The sequence below is a fragment of the Pseudomonas fluorescens genome, from assembly GCF_012974785.1.
GTDB classification, from domain to species: domain Bacteria; phylum Pseudomonadota; class Gammaproteobacteria; order Pseudomonadales; family Pseudomonadaceae; genus Aquipseudomonas; species Aquipseudomonas fluorescens_BT.
The window spans coordinates 573747-595826 of record NZ_CP027561.1 but is presented as its reverse complement, the minus strand read 5'-3'; the positions used below and the strand labels follow the sequence as shown (position 1 = coordinate 595826).

Here is a 22080-nt window from a genome sequence, read left to right as displayed (position 1 = left end):
CAAGTGACCAGTGAACACTGGCTGGCCACCTGACAAAATCAGGCAAGCTGTTTCATTGACCGCCGGGACTCGCCCAAAATAAAGGTACGCTGTTCCTTGTCACCATCGAGCGAAAGCCTGTGTTCCGAGCCGAACTCATCAAGCACTGCAAACTCGAATGCACTTTCATTTTCCCGTGCCACTTGAAAGTCAGCGGAAATATACTGAACAAGTGTCAACTGGCCGGGCACTTTGTTAATAGGTACGGTCACATAGCCCAGCGGACTGCGAAACGTTGTTTTCTGCCCATAAATCGGCGCCATGTAACCGTAAAAGTTTCTGCGTCCGTCCCGTGTATCGGGAATATTTCCGGACACGTAGACCAGCGCCGCCATTTCAGAATCATAAGGATCAAGCTTGACCTCACTGCTGTACCAGTCGAGGAGATGAACCTGCCTGCCCTCTGCGTGCAGTCCAATATGGTAAAGCTGGATCCAGTCGTAAGAGGCCCTCTGCTGCTTCTCTTCATATTTATTCAGCGAAAAACTGTTCAGCGAATACACTCTCGGCGGAATAGCTTCCAGCGTGACACTGCTATCGAAGCCAATTCCGTTCGTTCGCAGCGTCACGTTATCCATGGTTATTTCGGCAGCCACTTCCATGATTCCAGGCCGGGAAGCGGAAACCCAAAATTCAAATACTTGCACAGGATCGGAATCATCACTGATTCGATTGTCCTTGACTTGGCGAACTTCTGTAACGCGCGGCGCCCCACCCGACATTTCGTGGGCAAACCGGTTCTCCTGCCTGGATACACTCCAGTCACCTTCCAGAGGCCGAGCACCGTTGTAGGCAATCAGCCGCAGTGTCTGCAAGGCGGGATGCCCGTACAGTGACACGCCATCACCATTGCTATCGGCTCCTTGTACAAGCACCAACACACGCACTTGCATGCGACCGTTGGCGTAAAGCACTTTGTGCTGGCCAGACTTGGTAGCGTCGAGTTTAACTTCGATACGGGAAATACTAAGTTGTTCGTCAGACATTCAATAACACCTTGGCTAATAAATACATGACGTCCATACAAGGACGCGCCCAAGTATTGACGCATGACTAAAACAACAATAACAGCCAAGACACTCGACAAATTATGAACAGGCCATCCGAGGAAATACCTTAACATCAAACCCGGCACAGCAAACAAACATTCAAAAAGGGAAACTCCAAATTACGAAATTCAAGCTTTCCATCCGTGCCCCTTTCGTTTCGGCATTCCCCGCAGCGCTTCTCTCCTTTATTCTGGCTTTACCGATAACAGAAGATGAAGCGCTACGTTATTCATTCGTATCAGATCGTGTTAGAAAAATACGCAGAACGTTACGCTTATCAACAGTCAGCTACTGCTTGAGTCTGTCCCGAACCCACTTTCTGAAGAGTCACTTTCGTACTCCGAGTCTGAAAAAGACTCTTCCACTTTTATTTCTATTTTTCTATCCATGCTGGAACGGTCAAGATATTGGTCAATTCGCTCCCTGGAAGCGTTATTCAAGGGGTTGCCCACCAGACCGATGAATAGATTCTGTGTATCCAGAATATCGAATAACTCATCCCCCACATCGACAATATTATTGTTCTGCAACGTCAATATCTCGAGCTCCTTGAGTGTTCCTACTCCCGAAGGCACATTTGAAAGATTGGCGTCATGCAGCATCAACTCAGTCAGATCCTGCATGAAGCCTACATGCGGAGCCACCGTCAAAGGGTTCTGTGACAGATTCAACAGTGTCAGCGTTTCTATTCTCCCCAGCCCCTCAGCCGTTGCTTCAGAAAGTCTGAGCGAGCACCCGTTCAAGGTAAGTTGACGCAACTCACGCATTTGGAAGATCCCTGGCGCAAGGTCCTCCATTTTTACGCCGTTCACCATCAAATATTGAACGTTGGGAAAACTGTCGAGAAATGGACCGATCCGTGCCTCCGGATTTTTTGCGGTTAATATTAACTCTGTTACATATTCGAATCGGGTGGATAACCTTGGTAACTCGCCAGAAAAATCGACATCAGCAGAAAAATGATAGTCACCATATTCCCATCTCGAAATCGACTTGCGCTGCCAGATATCCTGCAGCAACTTGCTGAATTGCTCGCGGGCCTGGCGCTGTTCGACAAGTGTCGGCGCTGACGACCATCCCGACGATTGCGAATGAGGTGATGACTCACCGGCACTCCATATCGCCAGTTCTTCACGCAGCATCGCGAACTCTTTTTCAAGCCGCTGTATCACGCCGGATGGATCATTCTTCAATCGCCGGTTGATAAACGCCGTCACCTCCTCATCCTTGAGTTGCGGATAAAGCTCACGCACGCTGTCTACAACTGACTTTGCCGATGTCGGATCGTTATCGGCTCCACCTCGCAATCCTCCCGTTTGCGCGTATTGCAAGGCAGCGGGATCGACAGAAACCGGCCGTGGAGCCATTTCCAGAACTTCGCTCACGACTTGGCGCGAGGGCAACGGCTGTAAACGCACCAATTGCCGTAACGCTTGCCCTCCTCCATCCAGGACACCGAGCGCCTGACGCTGAACGGGCAATAACCGCAACCAGACTGACGAATAGAGATCGTTCATATCTTTGGCAGACGCGCCCTCGGGGCTGTCGATGACATACCCGGAGTCCTGTCTGACCAGTACATGAAGGAACGGCGCCTGAACATCGCCAACAGCGGTCGCGACTTTCGCGTTGTGACGAATTTCGATACGAACTGTCGATGGCCACTGCGCAAGGAGGCCGATCATGTGCAACGCCAGCCGATCACTATCGAAACTGGATACCGAATCAAGGTAAATCCCTTCACAGGCTCTTGCCAGACGCACATCGCGCATTGCCAGCTGCGCGTCTTCTGCCATTTGTCGTGTCATTCCCGGATGACTATGCACATACAGACGATCGGAGGCGCTTGCGTCCTGCCACAGCGCCTCGGCCACCGTTTTGGTCAGTTCCGGAAAACTGCGTCGCATCTGCAACGTGTTTTCGTCACAGTCGAGTTCAAACGCACGCTCATGATCCTGGAAGAGCAGAGCCCGGTCCCTCTCGGCAAGATCGCCCTTGCGCGACTTCAGCAGCGCCAGCAGTTGTGGATCGAGCTGGGCGCGAACCAGCGGATCGGGATGCTGCAGTTGTGTGAAGAAAATCTGGATTTTCCGATCGAGGCTGAAACGCCTGAGAGTTTCCTGGAGCACCGCGAGGGAACGAGAATGAATGGGGAAATCACGCGCCAACGCTTCATCCATTCCACTCACCGCAAGGACACGTGTCATTGTAATTTCAGAGAAGTCGTCCACCGAATACCCCACGCGGTGAACCAGTTCAGCCGTCCGTCTGTGTATCGAATCCGTCCTTGCGAGACGATTGCGCGAATCACTGCTGTCCAGTGCGAGCCAGAACCGGCCCTCACCATCGGGCTTCAATAGCGGACCGGAAGGGTTGAGCTCTCTGGCTTGCGTGGCGCGAAGCAGACCACTCCCGGCATCCAGGACCACTTGCACGAAATGGCCGTCGGCGACTGCCACAAACTGACGCCCCTTGTACATCCGGATGCCCTGAGCATCGGCGTCGCCGAGGAGTGTTGAAGCAGGTATCCGGTAATCTGCCAGGGAGCGGGGCGCGGAAAGCATCGCAAGCTCGTCGATCGCAAAAGCAACCGGGTTCGCACTCACATTGCTCTCCTGCATCAATGCACCCACCTCTAGCCGGACGAAAGGGTTCGACGGTTCCAGTCGATTCGGCATGGATACCTGCGGTGCTACTGGAATGGGGGAGGTTGGTCGATGTGAAACATTGATGCTGAAATCGGGTGAATGGTTTGGGGCAGGAACAGTTTTGACCTTTGGCGTTTTGTCAGCCATTGAGTTCTCATCCTTGAGGAGTAGTTTACGCTGGCCCCCGCAGAACCAAGGGGCCAACACAAGTCATAAGTACTGCACTTTTTATGCGAATACCCGACAATTGAACATCACAGAGTATCGATATCCGCCGTTAAAAGAGCATATATACCTACTACTCCTGCCGAATGTGCATCAGCAGAAAATGCTATCAACCTCGCTCAAGCGTGAAGTTGCGCGTATAAAAATCCAGCCTCAACGCTAAACTATGCTCGGTACCGTGTTGATCAATGGCGCGAAAGTGAAATATTTCGCCGTGCCTGGAACCAGGTGCAATTTCAGAATATTCGGACAGCGCCTGCACAACCGTCAGCTCTCCGTTGTGATCATTGACCCTTACAGAGTATGTTTTTGACTCTCTTGTAATGGCATCGGGGAAAAGATACGCAATGGGATCGCCATTAAATGGCAGTTTCACCTCCAAAGTATTCCGTTCCGGGCGGACAAAAGTGGCCCGCATAAAATTGGTTCTCGGCTCCTCTAACTTGTTCCCCCCAGCAAAAGCGTGGTCTTTCCCCGCTTCAGCTCCGTCTGCGATCCAATCAACCAGCTTGATCTGCTGCCCCTGCGGATAAAGCCCCAGATAATAGTTGAAGATGCGATTACCGGGTTGCTCATTGCCGCGCCGGGCTTGATACCAGCGGAACTGTTCAATGGCATAAGCCGGAGGCGTTTGGGATTCGATCGTAATGCTGCTGTCATGGACGCTGGACAGCGTGGTTCCGTTACTGAGAATTCTCAACCCGTTCAGAGACAGGCGCGCAGCGATCCTGGTCGTCCCGGCGACCGATGAGGATACCCAGAAGGTGCGAACCTGAGGATGAACGCTGTCATTTTCAGCATCGTCGTCGTAAACGACCTCACCTGTCGCCGACGTTTGCGTCTCAAGCGTATAACGCCCTTGTTCGGTGCTCGCCGCCCAGCCGTCACGTAACGTCCTGCCGGTACTGTAATGAATGAGTTCTATGCTATCCATTACACTTTCCGGCACGTGCATGAAGTTGCCGTTGGCATCCACTCCGGACACCAGAACTTGCACTTTCACCTGCATGCGGCCATTGCCGTATAGTGATTTGCTGCTGGTGCTGTCGCCAGCATCAAACTTTACCTTGAAGCTGGCAAGGCCTTCGAGAACAGGTGCGATGGTTTGCCCGCCCTGTGTTTCGCTCACATCTTCATTCATGTTGCATTTCCTTTGAGGAGTTTTATTCAAGGATTGGCATTGAACAATCCATCAACAAAAGAAATAACATGACCTTAAAACAATCAGCAAAGCGAAAAATGTAAGAAACATACACTTGCAAACCGCCGGAAGGCTGCAAATGGTCGTTTATTAAACCGTGACTGCAACAACTATCAATGCTCGTCGTTATAGACAAACTTTGGCATTTCCCAATGAAAACGAATCGCCAGCAATCGCAACAGAAAACCGCCAAACAAGGTAATCAGGATTGCCTGCTCACTCGGCACATTGAGATACAGGCACAACATGTAACACCAGGCCGCTGCAAAAGAGACGCTGGCATACAACTCACGGCGAAAGATCAGCGGAATGTCGTTGCAGAAGATGTCGCGCAGGATGCCGCCGAATACCCCGGTGATCACGCCGCTGACCGAAGCCACCAGCATGCCGTGGCCCATTTCCAGGGCGGTCATGCAGCCGATCAGCGTAAACGCCACCAGGCCGACCGCATCGAGCACCAGAAACAGCGAACGCAGGTGACGCATCCAGCGCGCCGTGAACACGGTGATCATCGCCGCGACCGTGGTCAGCACCAGGTATTCCGGGTGTTTGACCCAGGTCAGTGGGTAGTGCCCGAGCAACACGTCGCGCACCGAACCGCCGCCCAATGCCGTGACGCAGGCAATCAGCACCACGCCAAACCAGTCCATGCCGCGACGGCCCGCAGACAGGGCGCCGGTCATGGCTTCGGCAGTAATGGCAACGAGGTAGAGCATCAGCAACATGGTGGCGATCCTGGCAGGAAGGCGCGCAGTCTACTCACTTCGCCGAGGCACCAAAAGAGGGCGCCCCGGCGTGGGTGCCGATCTCAGAACTTGATGAAATGCTTGCGGTAGTGCTGCAGCTCGGCGATGGATTCGCGGATGTCGTCCAGCGCCAGGTGAGTGCTGCCTTTCTTGAAGCTGTCACGCACGTCCGGCGCCCAGCGCGCGGCCAGTTCCTTGAGCGTGGAGACGTCGAGGTTGCGGTAGTGGAAGTAGCTTTCCAGCGACTTCATGTGGGTATAAAGGAAGCGGCGATCCTGACAGATGCTGTTGCCGCAGATCGGCGACTTGCCCTTCGGCACCCACTTTTCGAGGAAGGCGATGGTTTCGGCTTCCGCTTCGGCCATGCTGATGCGGCTATCGCGCACGCGCTGGGTCAGGCCGGAGTTGCCGTGGGTGCGAGTGTTCCACTCGTCCATCCGGGCGAGGACTTCGTCGCTGTGGTGGATGGCGATCACCGGGCCTTCGGCCAAGGTGTTGAGATCGCTGTCGGTGACGATGGTGGCCATTTCGATGATCACGTCGTTTTCCGGATCCAGACCGGTCATTTCCAGGTCGATCCAGATCAGATTCTGCGGGTTTTGCATATTTCGGCTCCTGAGCAATGCTGCGCAGTTTAGCCTAGGGCGATGCCCGGGCGTGCTAAACTCGCGGCCGTTTTACCTAATCGCTGCATTCTTCAGACGGAACACCCATGGCCAAACGCCAACTCAATCGTCGTCAAAACTGGCGCATCGAAAAGATTCAGGGCGAGCGCGCCGCCCGCGCCGCCAAACGCGAGTCCTCGGCTGTCGAGGCGCTCGAAGGCGGCGACCTGGGCCCGGAACAGCATGGCCTGGTGATCGCCCACTTCGGTGTGCAGGTCGAGGTCGAGGCCGTTGACGGCGAACTGGCCGGCCAGGTCTTCCGCTGCCACTTGCGGGCCAACCTGCCAGCGCTGGTAACCGGCGACCGCGTCGTCTGGCGCGCCGGCAACCAGGGCATCGGCGTGATCGTCGCGCAACTGCCGCGCACCACCGAGCTGTGCCGTCCGGACAGCCGTGGTCAGCTCAAACCGGTGGCCGCCAACGTCGACATGATCGTCATCGTCTTCGCCCCGCTGCCCGAGCCCCATGCCAACCTGATCGACCGTTATCTGGTCGCCGCCGAACACGCCGGCATCCGCCCGCTGTTGCTGCTGAACAAGTTCGACCTGATCGACGAGCAGAACGCCCCGGCCCTGAACGCGCTGCTGGCGGTGTACCGGACCCTGGGTTATCCGGTGCTGGAAGTCTCGGCGCACCATGGCAACGGCATGGAGCAGTTGCAGAAACAGCTCGACGGGCGCATCAGCGTGTTCGTCGGTCAGTCCGGTGTCGGCAAGTCGTCCCTTGTCAACAGCCTGCTGCCCGACGTGGAAACCCGTGTCGGCCCGCTGTCCGAACTGTCCGGCCAGGGCACCCACACCACGACCACCGCACGGCTGTTCCACTTCCCCGGCGGCGGTGAACTGATCGACTCCCCGGGCATCCGCGAATTCGGCCTCGGCCATGTCAGCCGTGCCGATGTCGAAGCCGGTTTCATCGAGTTCGACGACCTGCTCGGCACCTGCCGCTTCCGCGACTGCAAGCACGACCGCGAACCGGGCTGTGCCTTGCTCAAGGCACTTGAGGACGGACGCATCCAGCAGCAGCGGATGAACAGCTACCGCTCGATCATCGCCAGCCTGCCGGAAAACGGTTACTGAGCGTTCAAGTAGCCAGACACAAAAAAGCCGCGATCATCTCGCGGCTTTTTTGTGGATCACTGTTTCGGCGCGGGCGCCGGAGCAGTGGCCGGTGCAGCAGGCGCCGGGGCAGGCGCCGCGCTGCCCGGCTCGACCGGTTTCGGCAGCGGGTCGTCAAACAGATTCAACCGTTCGCGCAACTCGTGGGCCGGCACTGGCTGCTGATCCGCCGGCAAGGCATTCGGGTCGACCGGTTTGGCTGGATCGGCACCGTTCTGCCCTTCAGCCGGTTTCGCCGGCTCGGCACCTTGCGAACCTTCGATGGCGGCCTGGGCCTTCTTGGTCAGGACCACGATGTCGATGCGGCGGTTGACCGGGTTGAACGGGTTCTCCTTGTCGAACAGCGCCGACGAGGCGTAACCCACCACACGCGCCACTTGCGAGTCCGGATAACTGCCCGCCACCAGCGCACGCCGGGCGGCGTTGGCACGGTTGGCCGAGAGTTCCCAGTTGCCGAAGTCGCCAGTGCCGGTGTACGGCTTGGCGTCGGTGTGGCCGCTGATGCTGATCTTGTTCGGCACCGCTTTGATGGTGTCGGCCATGGCCAGCAGGATGTCTTCGAAGTACGGCTTCAGGCGCGCAGAACCGGAGTCGAACATTGGCCGGTTCTCGGCGTCCATGATCTGGATGCGCAAGCCGTTCGGCGTGATTTCGAACAGGATCTGGTCCTTGAACTTCTGCAGTTGCGGGTTCTCGTCGACCTTGTTCTGCAGTTCTTGCAGCAACAGTTCCAGGCGTTCCTTCTCGACCTGCTCGGCCATGCCTTCAACCTGTTCAGTATCGACTGTGACCTTGTCCGGTTGCGGCTGAGACTTCACTTCAGGGTTGAGGGTGTTTTCCGGCGCCAGGGTCGGCGTGCCGCCCAGATCGATGATGTACGGCGTGCCGCTCTCGGAGAAACCGACCGGGTCCTTGAAGTAACCGGCGATGGCGATCTTCTGCTCCGGGGTCGCGGTGGACAGCAGCCACAACACCAGGAAGAACGCCATCATCGCCGTCGCGAAGTCGGCGAAGGCGATCTTCCACGCCCCGCCGTGATGCCCGCCGGCGATGCGCTTGACGCGCTTGATGATTATCGGCTGGTTATTTTCCATGACTTAGCGACCGCGAACGGCTTGTTCCAGCTCGGCAAAGCTTGGACGGTGAGCCGGGTACAGAACCTTGCGACCGAACTCGACAGCCAGCGACGGCGGCATGCCGGAAGCCGAAGCCACCAGCGAGGCCTTGATGGCTTCGTAGACGTTCAGCTCTTCCTTGGCATCGTGGGCCAGGGAGTGCGCCAACGGACCGAAGAAACCGTACGCCGCGAGAATACCGAAGAAGGTACCTACCAGTGCCGCACCGACGTGCAGACCGATGGACTTCTGATCGCCTTCACCCAGGGAGGCCATGGTCACCACGATACCCAGTACCGCCGCGACGATACCGAAACCCGGCATGGCGTCGGCGATGCCGTTCACCGCGTGGGACGGATGCTCGAGGTCTTCCTTGAGGCTGTACAGTTCCATGTCGAACAGGCCTTCCAGCTCGTGGGGAGCCATGTTGCCGGACGACATGATGCGCAGGTAATCGCAGATGAACGCGGTCATGCGTTCGTCCTTCAGCACCGCCGGGTACTTGGCGAAGATCGGGCTCGCGGCGGCATCTTCGATGTCGCCTTCAATGGCCATCATGCCTTCGCGGCGGCTCTTGTTGAGGATCTCGTAGATCAGGCCCAGCACTTCCAGATAGAACGTGTGGCTGAAACGCGAACTGAACATGCCCAGGGATTTCTTGAGCACATGCATCGTCATGTAACCGGGGTTGGCCTGGAGGAAGGCTCCGAGTGCCGCACCGCCGATGATCATCACCTCGAAGGGCTGGATCAGGGCGGCAATCTTGCCGTGGGAGAGCACGTATCCGCCGAGCACGCTCGCGAATACGACGATGATGCCGATAATTTTAGCCATAGGTAGAAAGGTACTTGTTTAAGTCGGGTTCAAGGTCATATTCGGAAGTTAAAAAATCTCTTCTTCTACTTATCGGCAAAACTGCGCCAGACTATAGCCAGTTCAGGCGAAAAGCCAATTTAGCCCATGCCGGGCGCGTCTACAGTCAGTGAAGATCTCGTCCAGACATGGCTAATGAAACGAACGTCCCACACGCAAGACCGACCACACTCGATGGCTGGGTGAAGCTGCTCGACGGCGTGCGCCTGCCGGTACCGCAAGAAGCACACGACCGCGTTTGCCGTGCCATCCGCGACAATCGCAGCTCGTTGCGCGACATTGCCGAGCTGATGCAGGACAGCCCGGCACTGGCCCTGAGCATCATCCGCGAAGCCAACCGTCACACCCTGGGCAGCATGACTGCGCCGGCGGAAAACCTTGAAGTGGCGATCAATCGTCTTGGTCTGGCCCGCACCGAAGAACTGCTGGCACGCCTGCCCGCCGAACCCCAGGCACAAATCCCCCAGGCCTTGCGCCAGATACAGATGATCAGCCAGCACGCGACCCAACAGGCCAACGGCTTTTTTGCCAGTCGCCTGGCGCGACTGTGGCAGGACATTCATTGGGGCAGCCTGCTGTTTCTGTCGCCGCTGTGGCCGTTGGCACTGACCTTTCCCAAATTGCTTGAAGAGTGGGAAGTGCGGGTTATCCACAAGGGCGAATCAGCGCGAGTCGTTGAAAAGCAGCTGTTCGGCGTGCGCCTGCTGAAAATCGGCGAAGCGCTTGTGCAAGCCTGGCGTCTGCCGATCTGGGTGCAGCAAGGTTACCGACTGCTGCTGACCGAGCAGCGCGAACTGGTCAAGGTCCTGCGCATTGCCCGCGACGTCGATCATCCGCTGCGCCAACAGAATCGCCTCGATGACGACCCGACCTTGCGCCGCTGGCTCAACCAGCCAGCCAACACCGTGCTGCTGGCCAACGGTCTGGCACTCTCGGCGCAACAGGCCTGGGACAGTCCGCACAGCGAGCGCTGGCAATACCTGACCAGCCTTTACCTGCAAATCTCGATGGACGAGGTGCAACAGCAGTTGCACCAACAGGCCGCTGTCAGCGCTCGCCATCACTTCATGCCCGACCTCTGGCACCCGGCGGTCTCGCTGCTGTGGCCGTGGGGCACCCGTCGTCTGCCCGCCGGAATGCTGCCGGCTGCGGCGCCGTCCGCTGAAGATCTGACCCGGTGGCGCCGGCAATGCGCCGAGCTGCTGGCCGTGCCAAGCCGCTTCACCAACGCCATGAGCCTGACCGTCGCCGCCCGCGATGCGCTGGTCGCCAGCGGCATGCGTCGGGTGATGATCCTGATGGCCGACCGCAGCCACGCCAATCTGCGCGTCCATCAAACCTCGGGGTTGCCGAAGGAAGCTGCTGCGCTCAATTTTGTCGTCAGCCAGAGCACCGTGCTGCAACGATTGCTCGCGCAGCAGGCGCAGGTGCGGATCACCCCGGACAACAACGCCCAGTTTTCCGCCCTGCTGCCGCCCTCGCTACGCGCCCTGTTTCGTGGCGAACACCTGTTCCTGCGCTCGCTGGTGAACAACGGCCGGGTGATCATGATCGTGGTCGCCGACCAGGGCGGCGGGCCGTTCGCCGACATCACCGTACAAGCCTTCGGCAAAACCGCGCAGTGCATCGAGAAAGCACTGCACAGCTTTAGCCAGCGCGGCCAATGACAGCTACAATCCTTCCCCTTTGTGCTCTGGAGACCTCACATGCCTGACTTCTCTGGCCTGGCGCTGGTGATCGAGCCGAGCGACCTGCTCCCGCGCCTCGACGACCGCAATCTGATTCTGGTGGATCTGACCAGTGCCGCCCGCTATGCCGAGGGTCACCTTCCCGGCGCACGCTTCGTCGATCCGAAGCGCACCCAGCTGGGCCTGGCACCGGCTCCGGGCTTGCTGCCGACAAAGGAAAAACTCGAAGAGCTGTTCGGCGAACTGGGCCACAACAAGGACGCGGTCTACGTGGTCTATGACGACGAAGGCGGCGGTTGGGCCGGACGCTTCATCTGGCTGCTCGACGTGATCGGTCACGACAAATATCACTACCTCGACGGCGGTCTGACGGCGTGGCTGGCGGAAGGTTCGCCAATGTCGATCCAGGTTCCTCCAGCGGTGGGCGGCCCGGTAGCCCTGACCCTGCACGACGAGCCGACCGCCACCCGTGAATACTTGCAAAGCCGTCTCGGCGCCGCTGACCTGGCAATCTGGGACGCTCGCGGGCCGCTGGAGTATTCCGGCGAGAAAGTCCTCGCAGCCAAAGGTGGACACATCCCCGGCGCGGTCAATTTCGAATGGACGGCGGGCATGGACCAGGCGCGTCAACTGCGCATCCGTACCGACATGCCGCAGATCCTGGAAAACCTCGGGATCACCAAGGACAAAGAAGTCATTACCCACTGCCAGACCCATCACCGGTCCGGTTTCACTTATCTGGTGGCCAAGGCCCTCGGTTATCCGCGGGTCAAGGGCTACGCCGGTTCCTGGGGCGAATGGGGCAACCACCCCGACACCCCCGTCGAGCTTTAAGGATTTTTAAGGACAGTCATGAAAGAGCGTTTGTTTATCATCAGCCAGTACCTGCTGCCGCATCACTTGCTGTCGCGCCTGGCCGGCTGCATTGCCGAGTGCCGCGTGCGCTGGTTCAAGAATGCCTTCACCACCTGGTTCGCCAAGCGTTATCAGGTGGACATGTCGCAGGCACTGGTTGAAGACGTCACCGCTTACGAGCACTTCAATGCCTTCTTCACCCGTGCCCTGAAAGACGGCGCACGTCCACTGGACCCGACCCCGGGCGCGATCCTCAGCCCGGCCGACGGTGCGATCAGTCAGCTCGGCCCGATCGAGCACGGTCGCATCTTCCAGGCCAAGGGCCACAGCTTCAGCGTGCTGGAACTGCTGGGTGGCGACGCGGCCAATGCGGCGCCGTTCATGGGCGGTGAATTCGCCACCGTTTACCTGTCGCCCAAGGACTACCACCGCGTGCACATGCCGCTGGCCGGCACCCTGCGCGAAATGGTCTACATCCCGGGGCGGATCTTCTCGGTCAACCAGACCACCGCGGAAAACGTTCCGGAACTGTTTGCCCGCAACGAGCGCGTAGCGTGCATCTTCGACACCGAGCGCGGACCGATGGCCGTGGTGCTGGTGGGCGCGATGATCGTGGCCTCGATCGAAACCGTCTGGGCCGGGCTGGTGACGCCGCCGAAGCGTGAGCTGAAAACCTTCCGTTACGACGAAGCCGCCCGTGCGCCGATTCATCTGGAAAAAGGTGCGGAATTGGGGCGCTTCAAGCTGGGTTCGACCGCGATCGTGCTGTTCGGGCCGGATCAGGTGAAGTGGGTTGAAGAACTGAAAGCCGGCTCGCCGGTACAGATGGGTCAGGCCCTGGCACTGTCGAACGCCTGAACCTGCTGATCCGCCCCTGCGCACGTCTGCGAAGGGGCGGACACGACCTGAGTAGCGCCGTTACTCTATCTGCCCACGGAAGCCGATCGGCCCTTCGTTGGCGTAGGTATTGGTGCCGCTGAGGTTTTTCCCGCCGTCACTCGACGTGACACTCAACGCGATAACGTTCTGGTTATCCCGACCGCCGATCACCCATTTGCCACCCGGATGCCAAGGGGCATCGTTGCCACCCCACTGGTTCTCGACGTTGTACTGGTTCTGGCCAGTGCGCTGAGCCTTGAAGCCAATAGGGCCTTCGCCGGCGTAAGTCATGGTGCCGGTGAAGCTTTTGCCGCCATCGCCAGACTTGATGTCGATGGCGACGACGTTCTGGTTGTCCCGCGCGCCCAGGACCCAGGTTCCACCCGGATGCCAAGGTGCCGAACTACCGCCCCATTGGTTTGCCACTGCGTATTTAGACATGAACCTCATCTCCTTGAAGTTTTTCAGAGACCTGCCCGACGTTGGCGGCAAGCCGTGCAACCGTGCGTTTCCGATCGCACGCCAGAGAGCCTAGTAGCGCCAGCCGAAATGGCACCAGGCCAGCAGACCAATGGTAAAAAAGCCGGATAAACGCCTGCGAAACAGACCACAACTGCTAAAGTTTTTGGCATTGCCCTATTCGCCGCCGGAGCTGGTCACGGCATGAGTGAGCCTCGATCCCAACCACAACTGAGCGCCCCGATCCCGGCGCTGTTGCGCCTGTCATTCTGTGAAGCCACCCCGCGCGACCTCAAGCGCTGGATCGCCGGTCTGCCCAAGGCCAACATCGGCGAAACCGCGCGCCAGCTCTATCAGGGGCTTGGTGAACTCAATCAATTGCTGACACCCAGCGACAACCGCCTGCACCTGCTGGAGCTGTTGCGGCCCGAGGTGTATTTCGTCTGCCAGCACCTTGAGCGACATTTTCTGCATCAGGCGATCATGCTCGATGAGCGCTCGCGCAAGATCAGCAACCTGTGCCAGGCCCTGCAAAGCCATCTGGCCATCGGCTACAAACAGATCGTTCTGCGCATCGCCCCCAAATACACAAGGGATCGGGCAGCCTTGTTGAGCGTAGCGCTGCAACGTGCAACCCACGCGCTGAAAGGACAACTGCTGCGCGCCACGCAGCTGTACAGCCCGGCGCCGGAACAGCTGTGGTTTGAACTGCACCAATTGTTTCGCTGCGCCTGCGACTTGCAGCTGCAGCATCGCCGGGTCCGCGATGACCTGGCCAGCCTGGCCGGCGAACTGAGCGTCGAACAGACTTATATCGCCGCCCTGCTGCTGGGCAGCGCTCGCTGCAATCAGTTGCGGCAGAATCCGATCGCCCAACTCGCGCAGGTGCTCGAGCCCTGGAGCGCCTGGCTGAAACTGCATCCCGGTGCCCCGGGCGAGGGATTGTTCGCCATTTCTGCAGAGATCGACGCCGGCCCGCGTTATCGCAGCAAGTTTCGCGGCGAACAACAGCCCGACCTGCTCGGCTTCGATCCGCAACCGCTGGTGAAGGCCATCGAGGCTCACCTGCTGCATCAGGAGACTTCGACGCCGCTGCCCGTCCCATCCGGCCTGACCCTCGACACCCTGCAACATCTGCTCGCCACTTGGGGCGAGGCCGCCGAGCGCAGTTTTCAGCGCACCGTCGGCCAGGGCAACCTGACTGTGTGCGTCGGCATGAGCGCCCTGCACTTCTATCTTGGGGGCGAACGCACATTCAGCGAATTGCTCAAACACCCGGGCTCACGCGCCGCCAATTTCAGCCAGGCGGTGGCTCAAGGTGAAAAGGACAGCTGGAGCCAGGCCTTCGACGCCGCTCCGCAGAGCAAGGCCGACGAATTCCTGCCCTACGAGGAAATCCGCTACGAACCGCTGGCCGACGACGAAGGCGACGCTGACAGCCCGCCGCATTACCCGACCTATGCGTTGCCGGTCATCAACCACAGTCCGGGCGGTTACTGCCTGGCGTGGCCAAAAGAAGTGCCCGCCGAATTGCAGACCGGGGAAATGGTCGGCATCCAGGACACCACGAATCAGGGCTGGAGCATTGCCGTGGTGCGCTGGATCCGTCAGGTGCGTGGTGCCGGGACACAAATGGGTATCGAGCTGGTGGCCCCATACGCCCAGCCCTGCGGCCTGCAACTGGTGCGCACCCGGGACGATCACAGCCATTACCTGCGAGGTTTGCTGTTGCCGGAAATCAGCGCCATCGACTTGCCCGCAACGCTATTGGCGCCGCGACTGCCGTTTCAGGAAGGCAACAAAGTGCTGATCAACACCCAGGGCGAAGAGCACCGCGCCGGGCTGGATCGGCGAGTAGCGAGCACACACAGTTTCAATCAGTTCGCTTATCGCTCATTGGAGACCGCGCAGAATGGCGGGAGCGAGGAGGATTTCGACTCGTTGTGGAAATCCCTTTGAGTACAACCAGGTAATCCAGGGCGCTCCATTCGCGAGCAAGCCCGCTCCCACATTGGAATGCATTTCAAATGTGGGAGCGGGCTTGCTCGCGAAGGGGCAGCTCAGGCGGCAGAGCTTTCAGAGCTGCCCGTCGCGATCCCGGAAGCCCAACAGGTACAGCACGCCATCCAGACCGAGCGTCGAGATCGCCTGCTTCGCCGATTGCTTGACCAGCGGCTTGGCGCGGAACGCCACACCCAGGCCGGCAATCGCCAGCATTGGCAGGTCGTTGGCGCCGTCGCCCACGGCAATGGTCTGCTCCAGACGCAAACCTTCTTTTTCAGCCAGCTGTTTCAGCAGATCGGCCTTGCGCTGGGCATCGACGATCGGCTCGATAGCCACGCCGGTGCACTTGCCGTCGACCACTTCCAGCTCGTTGGCGAACACGTAGTCGATGCCGAGTCTGGCCTGCAATTGCTTGGCGAAGTAAGTGAAGCCGCCCGACAGGATCGCGGTCTTGTAGCCCAGGCGCTTGAGTTCGGCGAACAGGGTTTCAGCGCCTTCGGTCAGGCGCAGCGAGGCACCGATCGAATCGAGCACGCTGACATCCAGCCCCTTGAGCAGTGCCAGGCGCTCCTTGAAGCTGGCGCGGAAGTCCAGCTCGCCGGCCATCGCCCGCTCGGTGATTTGCGAAACCTGGTCGCCGACACCGGCGGCCTTGGCCAGCTCGTCGATGACTTCGGCTTCGATCAGGGTCGAGTCCATGTCGAACACCGCCAGGCGACGATTGCGACGGAACAGCGAATCTTCCTGGAAGGCGATATCGACGTTCAGTTCCTGGGCCACGCTGAGGAACTCGGCGCGCAGGGCCTGCGGATCGGCGGCTTCGCCACGCACGGAGAACTCGATGCAACCCTTGCCCTTGTCGGCGGGAGTGTCCAGCGGCATGCGCCCCGACAGACGGTCGATGTGGTCGATGTTCAGGCCATATTTGGCGGTGATCGAACTCACGGCCTGCAACTGGCCGGCGGTGACCTTGCGGGTCAGCAGTGTGACGATGTGGCGTTTCTTGCCCTGATTGCCCACCCATTGCTGGTAATCCTCTTCGGATACCGGGGTGAAGCGCACCTGCTGGTCGAGCTCGTAGCCCTTGAACAGGATGTCCTTGAGCACAGAATTGCCTGGCTCGGAGTCGGGGATTTCCACGAGGATGCCGAACGACAGCATGTCATGGATCACCGCCTGACCGATGTCGAGGATATTCACACCACCCTGGGCCAGAACGCCGGTAATGGCCGCAGTCAGACCGGGACGGTCGACTCCCGTGATGTTAATCAGGACGATTTCGCGCAACGCGCACCCCCGCAACTGGAAAAAAACCGCATTCTACCCACTTTCAGTGACCATCGGGCACCGCCAGCGCTTTGCCGGTCTAGGGCCTGTCGCTATACTGCGCGTCAACTTCACGGACAAAAGAGCCGAGCTCAGTGAACCGGCCCACGCCAGTTAAAACCGATAACTTCTTCCTGCTGATCTTCCGTGCACTGCGCCACCGCCGTGTACCGATTGCATTGCGCATTGCCAGCCATAACGTGATCCTGGTCGCCCTGGCCCTGGTGATCTATGCCTGCGTGATGGGCTTGCAGTTCAAGCAGGCCATGCACGAGCAGGCCGATGCCCTGGGCGAAAGCCTGACCACGCAGACCGCCACCTCCGCGACCGAGCTGCTGGTGTCCAACGACATCCTCAGCCTCAACGTGCTGCTCAACAACCTGACCAAGAACAAGCTGGTGGCCCACGCCGCCATCTACAGCGTGGACAACCGCATCCTCGCCGAGTCCGGTCAGCGGCCCAAGCACAGCCTGCTGGGCGAAGCCGAGGGCATGTACGAGAGCAAGATCACCTTCCAGGACGTGACCGCCGGGCAATTGCGCATCAGCCTGGACATGGACCAGTTCCAGCAGCCGATGACCATCAGTCTGCAGAGCATGGGCATTTTGAGTGCGATCCTGCTGGCACTGTCCCTGGCCCTGAGCCTGCGTCTTGGCCGGCACATCTCCACGCCGTTGCTGCAATTGCGTGTGTGGCTGCGCCGGATCGACGAATACACGCCGGGGATTGACCGTCAGGACGAGATCGGCGATCTGGCCCGTCAACTGCACGCCAGTTACGCTCCGGAGCCAAGCATTCCCGAGCCTGAGCCGGAACCCGAGTTCGAGGACGATGACGTCGGGCCGGAATTCGAGGTGCGCAACCTGCGCGATCCGAGTTTTGACGAGAGCCGCCCGATGGCCGCGCAGAAACCTGCGCCACGCCATGTGGTCAGCACCGTTGAAGACGACGATGACGAAGACCCGTTTGCTGACCTGCGTGACGAATCCCTGAACGACGTCGCGCAACCGGCGGTGCGCCGCCCGACGCCGAGCGTTCCGCAACACACCGCGGTGCTGGCCGTGCAACTTGGCTCGCAAGAACAATTGCGCCGCTTGCCACGGGCACGTCTGGAAGAGCTGCAGGAGCGCTATCGCGACTGTCTGGAGCAGGCGGCTTCGCTGTACCAGGGTGAAATCGAAACCCTGAATGACGGCAGCACGCTGATGCTGTTCCACACCGAAGACAGCGGCGACGATTACCTGACCAACGCCATCTGCTGCGGCGAGCTGCTGCGGGCACTGGGCCATCAACTGCAGATCGAAGTCGCCGACAGCGGCATCACCCTGCAATTGCAGTTGGGCCTGACCCTGGGCGACGAACTGTTCGGACTGAGCCAGATCGACTTGCTGCTGACCGACTCAGCCCAGGACGCCCTGGCGCTGTCGCAACACAGCCGCAACCTGCTGCTGGTGGAGCGCAAGATCGGTGATGACGCGCTGATACGCCAACGTGCACGGATCCGGCCGATTGCCAGCCCTGAGGGTGCCTGCTGTGTTGAGCGCTTGATGGAGCCTTACCCGTCGATGCTCGAGCGGCAACTGGCGCGGATGCATGAGCGTCGGGCCTGAGGCCTTGATGTAAAGAAGCCCGCAGACGAGTGATTGTCTGCGGGCTTTTTTGTGCGCGGTGGTTTCGTGATTGCGCCAGACTTTGGAGCCCCCTCACCCTACGATTGGGGGATGTTCGGGATCTACACCGACCTGAAAGAACAAGACCGAATCCATAATCCAGACAAGCAACCGAACACGATTTCACAAATCCATAATCGACTCGAGCTTTCAGGTCGATGGATAGCGGCAGACGCCTCGGTCAGTCCCCTCTCCCTTTGGGCGGTCCGACGTTTCGGGAGGGTTAGGGTGAGGGGCTTTTGATCGTCTACTCAGAACCCCAGACACAACAGAGCCCGCACAAGGCGGGCTCTGTCTTGACTCGTTCCAGCCTCAGAAGCGAAACACTTCCATATCGGTGCGAATCGGCGAAGCCATCGGAATCTTCGGCTGTTTCTCGGCTTCCGCCGCCGGCGCGGCCGGTTTCGGTGCCGGTTTGCGCGGTGCTTCGGCAACCGGTGGCTGGTTGGCCAGCGGTTTGAGCGCGACCGATAGTTGCTCGGCCAGGCGCTGCAGCAGGATACCTTGTGCCTGAACCTGCGAAGCCGTGCCACCACTGTGCAGCTCTTGCAGATGAACGATGCGGTTGTCCCGAACCTGACCACGACGGTCGATCAGGCGCCACTGTGCGTCGAGAATCGCCGGCTGCTTGGCACCGGAGTCCAGGCGAGTGATGGTCAACAGCACCTGTACATCCGGGGTGAAGCCTGAGGTGGCCGGTGCCAGCACCACGCGCTGACTGTCCAGACGACCGGCGACCTGACGCAGCAGCAATTGATCGATATCCGACGAAAGGCTGCCAGCCCAACGACCATCGACCGCTGCCTGCAGGCTGCCGTCCGGTTGACGCTGCAGCAGGGTTTCACGTTGCAGGTAGTCGGCAACGACCACAGGGCCCAGCAAAACCGCCATGCCCGCGCTTTGCGCAGGCTGAGCCGGACTTCCGCTGTCCAGCTGATACAGCGACACCGGCTGGTGAACGCTGCAACCCGCCAGGCCAAGAACGCCGGCGAGCAGGAAAATAAGGGGGCGCAGAGAAGTCATCATCCCGTCCAGGTGGCCGCCACAAGGCTGACCACAGTGAAAATACTCAACATTTGTGAAGAACGCTCGGCCACGCCGGCGCTTGGAAAGGCCATATCATCCGTGAATATGCGTTCCGACTCCAGCGCCAAAGCGCCGATCTACGGGTTAAATCGTAGATCGGGCGCTCTAGAGAGGCGTTATCACTTGTTTTCTCCGCCGGAGAAGACAGAGCGAATGCCCCCTGGCCGCTTAATTGAGGTTTTCGACGAGCAGCGCGTCCACCCGCTGGAAGCCCCGTGGCAGTTTATTGCCACGACGACCACGCTCACCCTTGTAGTGTTCGAGGTCGTCGGCTTTCAGCGACAAGGTACGTTTTCCGGCCTGCAGCACCAGCGTGGCGCCTTCCGGAAGAACGGCGATGTCCGTGACATATTCTTCGCGACTGGCCACACGTTCACCGGAGATACCGATGATCTTGTTGCCTTTGCCCTTCCCTAATTGTGGCAGATCGCTGATTTTGAAGATCAGCAGGCGACCCTCGGTCGTCACCGAGGCCAGCCAGTTCTGTTCGCGGTCGGCCACAGGGCGCGGCGTGATCACCTTGGCGTTGTTCGGCAGGCTCAACAGGGCCTTGCCGGCCTTGTTCTTGGCTTGCAGGTCTTCGCCTTTCACCACGAAACCGTAGCCGGCGTCGGAGGCGATCACGTACAGCGCGTCGTCTTCCGGCATCAGTACGCATTCGAACGTAGCGCCAGGCGGTGGCGTCAGACGACCGGTCAACGGCTCGCCCTGGCCCCGTGCAGAAGGCAAGGTGTGCGCGGCCACCGAGTAACTGCGGCCCGTGGAGTCGATGACCACGGCTGACTGGTTGGAACGCCCCGCCGCCGAGGTCTTGAAGCCGTCGCCGGCCTTGTACGACAGGCCGGTGGCGTCGATCTCGTGGCCCTTGGCCGAACGGATCCAGCCTTTTTCCGACAGCACTACAGTCACTTTCTCGTTCGGCAGCAGATCGTGTTCAGTCAGCGCCTTGGCTTCGGCGCGCTCGACGATTGGCGACCGACGGTCGTCGCCGTAGGTTTCGGCATCTTTCAGCAGTTCGCTGCGAACCAGTTTTTTCAGCTTGGCTTCACTGCTCAGCAGGGCTTGCAGCTTGGCCTGCTCCTTGAGCAATTCGTCCTGCTCGTCGCGCAGTTTCATCTCTTCCAGACGCGCCAACTGACGCAGACGGGTGTCGAGGATGTAGTCGGCCTGGATTTCGCTCAGGGCGAAGCGTTCGATCAGCTTGGCTTTCGGGTGCTCCTCGGTGCGGATGATGTGGATCACTTCATCCAGGTTGAGGTAGGCAATCAGCAAACCGTCCAACAGGTGCAGGCGACGCTCGACCTTGTCGAGGCGGAATTGCAGGCGGCGACGCACGGTCAGCACGCGGAATTCCAGCCACTCCACCAGCAACGTACGAAGGTTTTTCAGCTGCGGCTTGCCATCCAGACCGATGATGTTGACGTTGACCCGGTAGGTCGACTCCAGCTCGGTGCTGGCAAAAAGGTGTTGCATCAGCGCTTCGTGATCGACGCGGCTGTTGACCGGGATGATTACGATGCGGCACGGGTTCTCGTGGTCGGATTCGTCACGCAGGTCAGCGATCTGCGGCGCTTTCGACGGCTTGGCCTGCATCAGCGCGGCGATCTGCTCCAGCACCTTGGCCCCGGAGACCTGGTGCGGCAGCGCGGTGACGATGATGTCGCCGTCCTCGACGTGGTACACGGCGCGCATGCGCACCGAGCCCTTGCCGGTTTCGTACATTTTCAGCAGGTCAGCGCGCGGGGTGATGATTTCCGCTTCGGTCGGATAGTCCGGGCCCTGAATGTGTTCGCAGAGCTGCTCGACCGTGGCTTTCGGCTCGTCGAGCAGACGCACGCAAGCGGTGGCGACTTCGCGCAGGTTGTGTGGCGGCACGTCAGTGGCCATGCCCACGGCGATACCGGTGGTGCCGTTGAGCAGGATGTTCGGAAGGCGCGCAGGGAGAACCAGCGGTTCCTGCAGGGTGCCGTCGAAGTTCGGGCCCCAGTCTGCGGTGCCTTGGCCCAGCTCGCTGAGCAACACTTCGGAATAACGTGACAGCCGCGCTTCGGTGTATCGCATGGCGGCGAAGGACTTCGGATCGTCCGGCGCACCCCAGTTACCCTGGCCGTCCACCAGCGTGTAGCGGTAGCTGAACGGCTGGGCCATCAACACCATCGCTTCGTAGCACGCCGAGTCGCCGTGCGGGTGGAACTTGCCGAGCACGTCGCCGACGGTACGCGCCGACTTCTTGTGCTTGGAATCGGCATCCAGCCCCAGCTCGCTCATGGCGTAGACGATACGCCGCTGTACCGGTTTCAGACCGTCGCCGATATGCGGCAGGGCACGGTCCATGATCACGTACATGGAGTAGTTGAGGTAGGCATTTTCGGTGAAGTCAGCCAGCGACCGGCGTTCTACACCGTCCAGGCTGAGATCAAGGGAGTCGCTCATG

17 protein-coding genes are annotated in these 22080 nt (G+C 59.5%); 6 read left to right on the top strand and 11 right to left on the bottom strand.

What is annotated here, in order from left to right; translation table 11 throughout:
- Positions 1–38: 38 nt before the first annotated feature.
- From C6Y56_RS02575 to orn, 5 genes are all read right to left on the bottom strand, one after another.
- Positions 39–1025 carry a hypothetical protein gene (locus C6Y56_RS02575; RefSeq protein ID WP_169428601.1) on the bottom strand — a complete coding sequence of 329 codons (987 nt, stop codon included), beginning with the start codon at positions 1023–1025 and terminating at the stop codon, positions 39–41.
- Between the two features lie 347 nt (positions 1026–1372).
- Complete coding sequence (locus C6Y56_RS02570; protein ID WP_169428600.1) at positions 1373–3883, bottom strand: leucine-rich repeat domain-containing protein; 2511 nt, start codon at positions 3881–3883, stop codon at positions 1373–1375.
- A 187-nt stretch (positions 3884–4070) separates the two neighbouring features.
- Positions 4071–5102, bottom strand: coding sequence for a hypothetical protein (locus C6Y56_RS02565; RefSeq protein WP_169428599.1), 1032 nt, complete (start codon positions 5100–5102; stop codon positions 4071–4073).
- Between the two features lie 173 nt (positions 5103–5275).
- The gene (locus C6Y56_RS02560) at positions 5276–5887 is read right to left on the bottom strand and encodes a trimeric intracellular cation channel family protein (RefSeq protein WP_064379088.1); all 612 of its coding nucleotides are present in this window, start codon (positions 5885–5887) and stop codon (positions 5276–5278) included.
- 83 nt (positions 5888–5970) lie between these two features.
- Positions 5971–6513 (bottom strand): oligoribonuclease, encoded by a 543-nt coding sequence (orn, locus tag C6Y56_RS02555; RefSeq protein ID WP_064593092.1) that lies wholly within the window; start codon positions 6511–6513, stop codon positions 5971–5973.
- Between the two features lie 107 nt (positions 6514–6620).
- Here orn and rsgA point away from each other — a divergent pair, with 107 nt between their 5' ends.
- On the top strand, positions 6621–7652 hold the full coding sequence (rsgA, locus tag C6Y56_RS02550; protein WP_169428598.1) for a small ribosomal subunit biogenesis GTPase RsgA: 1032 nt from the start codon (positions 6621–6623) through the stop codon (positions 7650–7652).
- 56 nt (positions 7653–7708) lie between these two features.
- Here rsgA and motB read toward each other — a convergent pair whose 3' ends face one another.
- Both motB and motA read right to left on the bottom strand, forming a co-directional pair.
- A complete protein-coding gene (motB, locus tag C6Y56_RS02545; protein ID WP_169428597.1) occupies positions 7709–8785 on the bottom strand; it encodes a flagellar motor protein MotB in 1077 nt (358 codons plus the stop codon).
- A gap of 3 nt (positions 8786–8788) precedes the next feature.
- Positions 8789–9640 carry a flagellar motor stator protein MotA gene (motA, locus tag C6Y56_RS02540; RefSeq protein WP_169428596.1) on the bottom strand — a complete coding sequence of 284 codons (852 nt, stop codon included), beginning with the start codon at positions 9638–9640 and terminating at the stop codon, positions 8789–8791.
- Between the two features lie 167 nt (positions 9641–9807).
- On the opposite strand from motA, the gene C6Y56_RS02535 reads away from it, so the two are divergent.
- Genes C6Y56_RS02535 through asd form a run of 3 tightly spaced genes read left to right on the top strand, consistent with a single transcriptional unit; the run spans position 9808 to position 13080 of the window.
- Complete coding sequence (locus C6Y56_RS02535) at positions 9808–11346, top strand: HDOD domain-containing protein (RefSeq protein ID WP_169428595.1); 1539 nt, start codon at positions 9808–9810, stop codon at positions 11344–11346.
- Between the two features lie 39 nt (positions 11347–11385).
- Positions 11386–12201, top strand: coding sequence for a rhodanese-like domain-containing protein (locus C6Y56_RS02530; RefSeq protein WP_169428594.1), 816 nt, complete (start codon positions 11386–11388; stop codon positions 12199–12201).
- A gap of 18 nt (positions 12202–12219) precedes the next feature.
- Positions 12220–13080 carry an archaetidylserine decarboxylase gene (asd, locus tag C6Y56_RS02525; RefSeq protein ID WP_169428593.1) on the top strand — a complete coding sequence of 287 codons (861 nt, stop codon included), beginning with the start codon at positions 12220–12222 and terminating at the stop codon, positions 13078–13080.
- Between the two features lie 60 nt (positions 13081–13140).
- Here the strand turns inward: asd and C6Y56_RS02520 are convergent, their stop codons facing one another.
- Entirely contained in the window at positions 13141–13542 is a 402-nt protein-coding gene (locus C6Y56_RS02520; protein ID WP_169428592.1) for a lectin OAA family protein, read from the bottom strand.
- A gap of 222 nt (positions 13543–13764) precedes the next feature.
- Between C6Y56_RS02520 and C6Y56_RS02515 the strand changes: the two genes are divergently transcribed.
- Positions 13765–15519, top strand: a complete 1755-nt coding sequence (locus C6Y56_RS02515; RefSeq protein ID WP_169428591.1) for a molecular chaperone — start codon at positions 13765–13767, stop codon at positions 15517–15519.
- Positions 15520–15636: 117 nt separating this feature from the next.
- Here C6Y56_RS02515 and serB read toward each other — a convergent pair whose 3' ends face one another.
- Complete coding sequence (gene serB / locus C6Y56_RS02510; RefSeq protein ID WP_169428590.1) at positions 15637–16851, bottom strand: phosphoserine phosphatase SerB; 1215 nt, start codon at positions 16849–16851, stop codon at positions 15637–15639.
- A 134-nt stretch (positions 16852–16985) separates the two neighbouring features.
- On the opposite strand from serB, the gene C6Y56_RS02505 reads away from it, so the two are divergent.
- Positions 16986–18500 (top strand): AhpA/YtjB family protein, encoded by a 1515-nt coding sequence (locus C6Y56_RS02505; protein WP_169428589.1) that lies wholly within the window; start codon positions 16986–16988, stop codon positions 18498–18500.
- A 372-nt stretch (positions 18501–18872) separates the two neighbouring features.
- Here the strand turns inward: C6Y56_RS02505 and C6Y56_RS02500 are convergent, their stop codons facing one another.
- Entirely contained in the window at positions 18873–19583 is a 711-nt protein-coding gene (locus C6Y56_RS02500) for a PqiC family protein (protein WP_169428588.1), read from the bottom strand.
- A 231-nt stretch (positions 19584–19814) separates the two neighbouring features.
- Positions 19815–22079 (bottom strand): DNA topoisomerase IV subunit A, encoded by a 2265-nt coding sequence (gene parC, locus C6Y56_RS02495; protein ID WP_169428587.1) that lies wholly within the window; start codon positions 22077–22079, stop codon positions 19815–19817.
- Position 22080 lies beyond the last annotated feature (1 nt).

Excerpts from the sequence above, each read along its gene's own strand:
- C6Y56_RS02575 (WP_169428601.1), bottom strand. The coding sequence starts at position 1,025 with ATGTCTGACGAACAACTTAGTATTTCCCGTATCGAAGTTAAACTCGAC.
- C6Y56_RS02570 (WP_169428600.1), bottom strand. The coding sequence starts at position 3,883 with ATGGCTGACAAAACGCCAAAGGTCAAAACTGTTCCTGCCCCAAACCAT.
- C6Y56_RS02565 (WP_169428599.1), bottom strand. The coding sequence starts at position 5,102 with ATGAATGAAGATGTGAGCGAAACACAGGGCGGGCAAACCATCGCACCT.
- C6Y56_RS02560 (WP_064379088.1), bottom strand. The coding sequence starts at position 5,887 with ATGTTGCTGATGCTCTACCTCGTTGCCATTACTGCCGAAGCCATGACC.
- orn (WP_064593092.1), bottom strand. The coding sequence starts at position 6,513 with ATGCAAAACCCGCAGAATCTGATCTGGATCGACCTGGAAATGACCGGT.
- rsgA (WP_169428598.1), top strand. The coding sequence starts at position 6,621 with ATGGCCAAACGCCAACTCAATCGTCGTCAAAACTGGCGCATCGAAAAG.
- motB (WP_169428597.1), bottom strand. The coding sequence starts at position 8,785 with ATGGAAAATAACCAGCCGATAATCATCAAGCGCGTCAAGCGCATCGCC.
- motA (WP_169428596.1), bottom strand. The coding sequence starts at position 9,640 with ATGGCTAAAATTATCGGCATCATCGTCGTATTCGCGAGCGTGCTCGGC.
- C6Y56_RS02535 (WP_169428595.1), top strand. The coding sequence starts at position 9,808 with ATGGCTAATGAAACGAACGTCCCACACGCAAGACCGACCACACTCGAT.
- C6Y56_RS02530 (WP_169428594.1), top strand. The coding sequence starts at position 11,386 with ATGCCTGACTTCTCTGGCCTGGCGCTGGTGATCGAGCCGAGCGACCTG.
- asd (WP_169428593.1), top strand. The coding sequence starts at position 12,220 with ATGAAAGAGCGTTTGTTTATCATCAGCCAGTACCTGCTGCCGCATCAC.
- C6Y56_RS02520 (WP_169428592.1), bottom strand. The coding sequence starts at position 13,542 with ATGTCTAAATACGCAGTGGCAAACCAATGGGGCGGTAGTTCGGCACCT.
- C6Y56_RS02515 (WP_169428591.1), top strand. The coding sequence starts at position 13,765 with ATGAGTGAGCCTCGATCCCAACCACAACTGAGCGCCCCGATCCCGGCG.
- C6Y56_RS02500 (WP_169428588.1), bottom strand. The coding sequence starts at position 19,583 with ATGACTTCTCTGCGCCCCCTTATTTTCCTGCTCGCCGGCGTTCTTGGC.
- parC (WP_169428587.1), bottom strand. The coding sequence starts at position 22,079 with ATGAGCGACTCCCTTGATCTCAGCCTGGACGGTGTAGAACGCCGGTCG.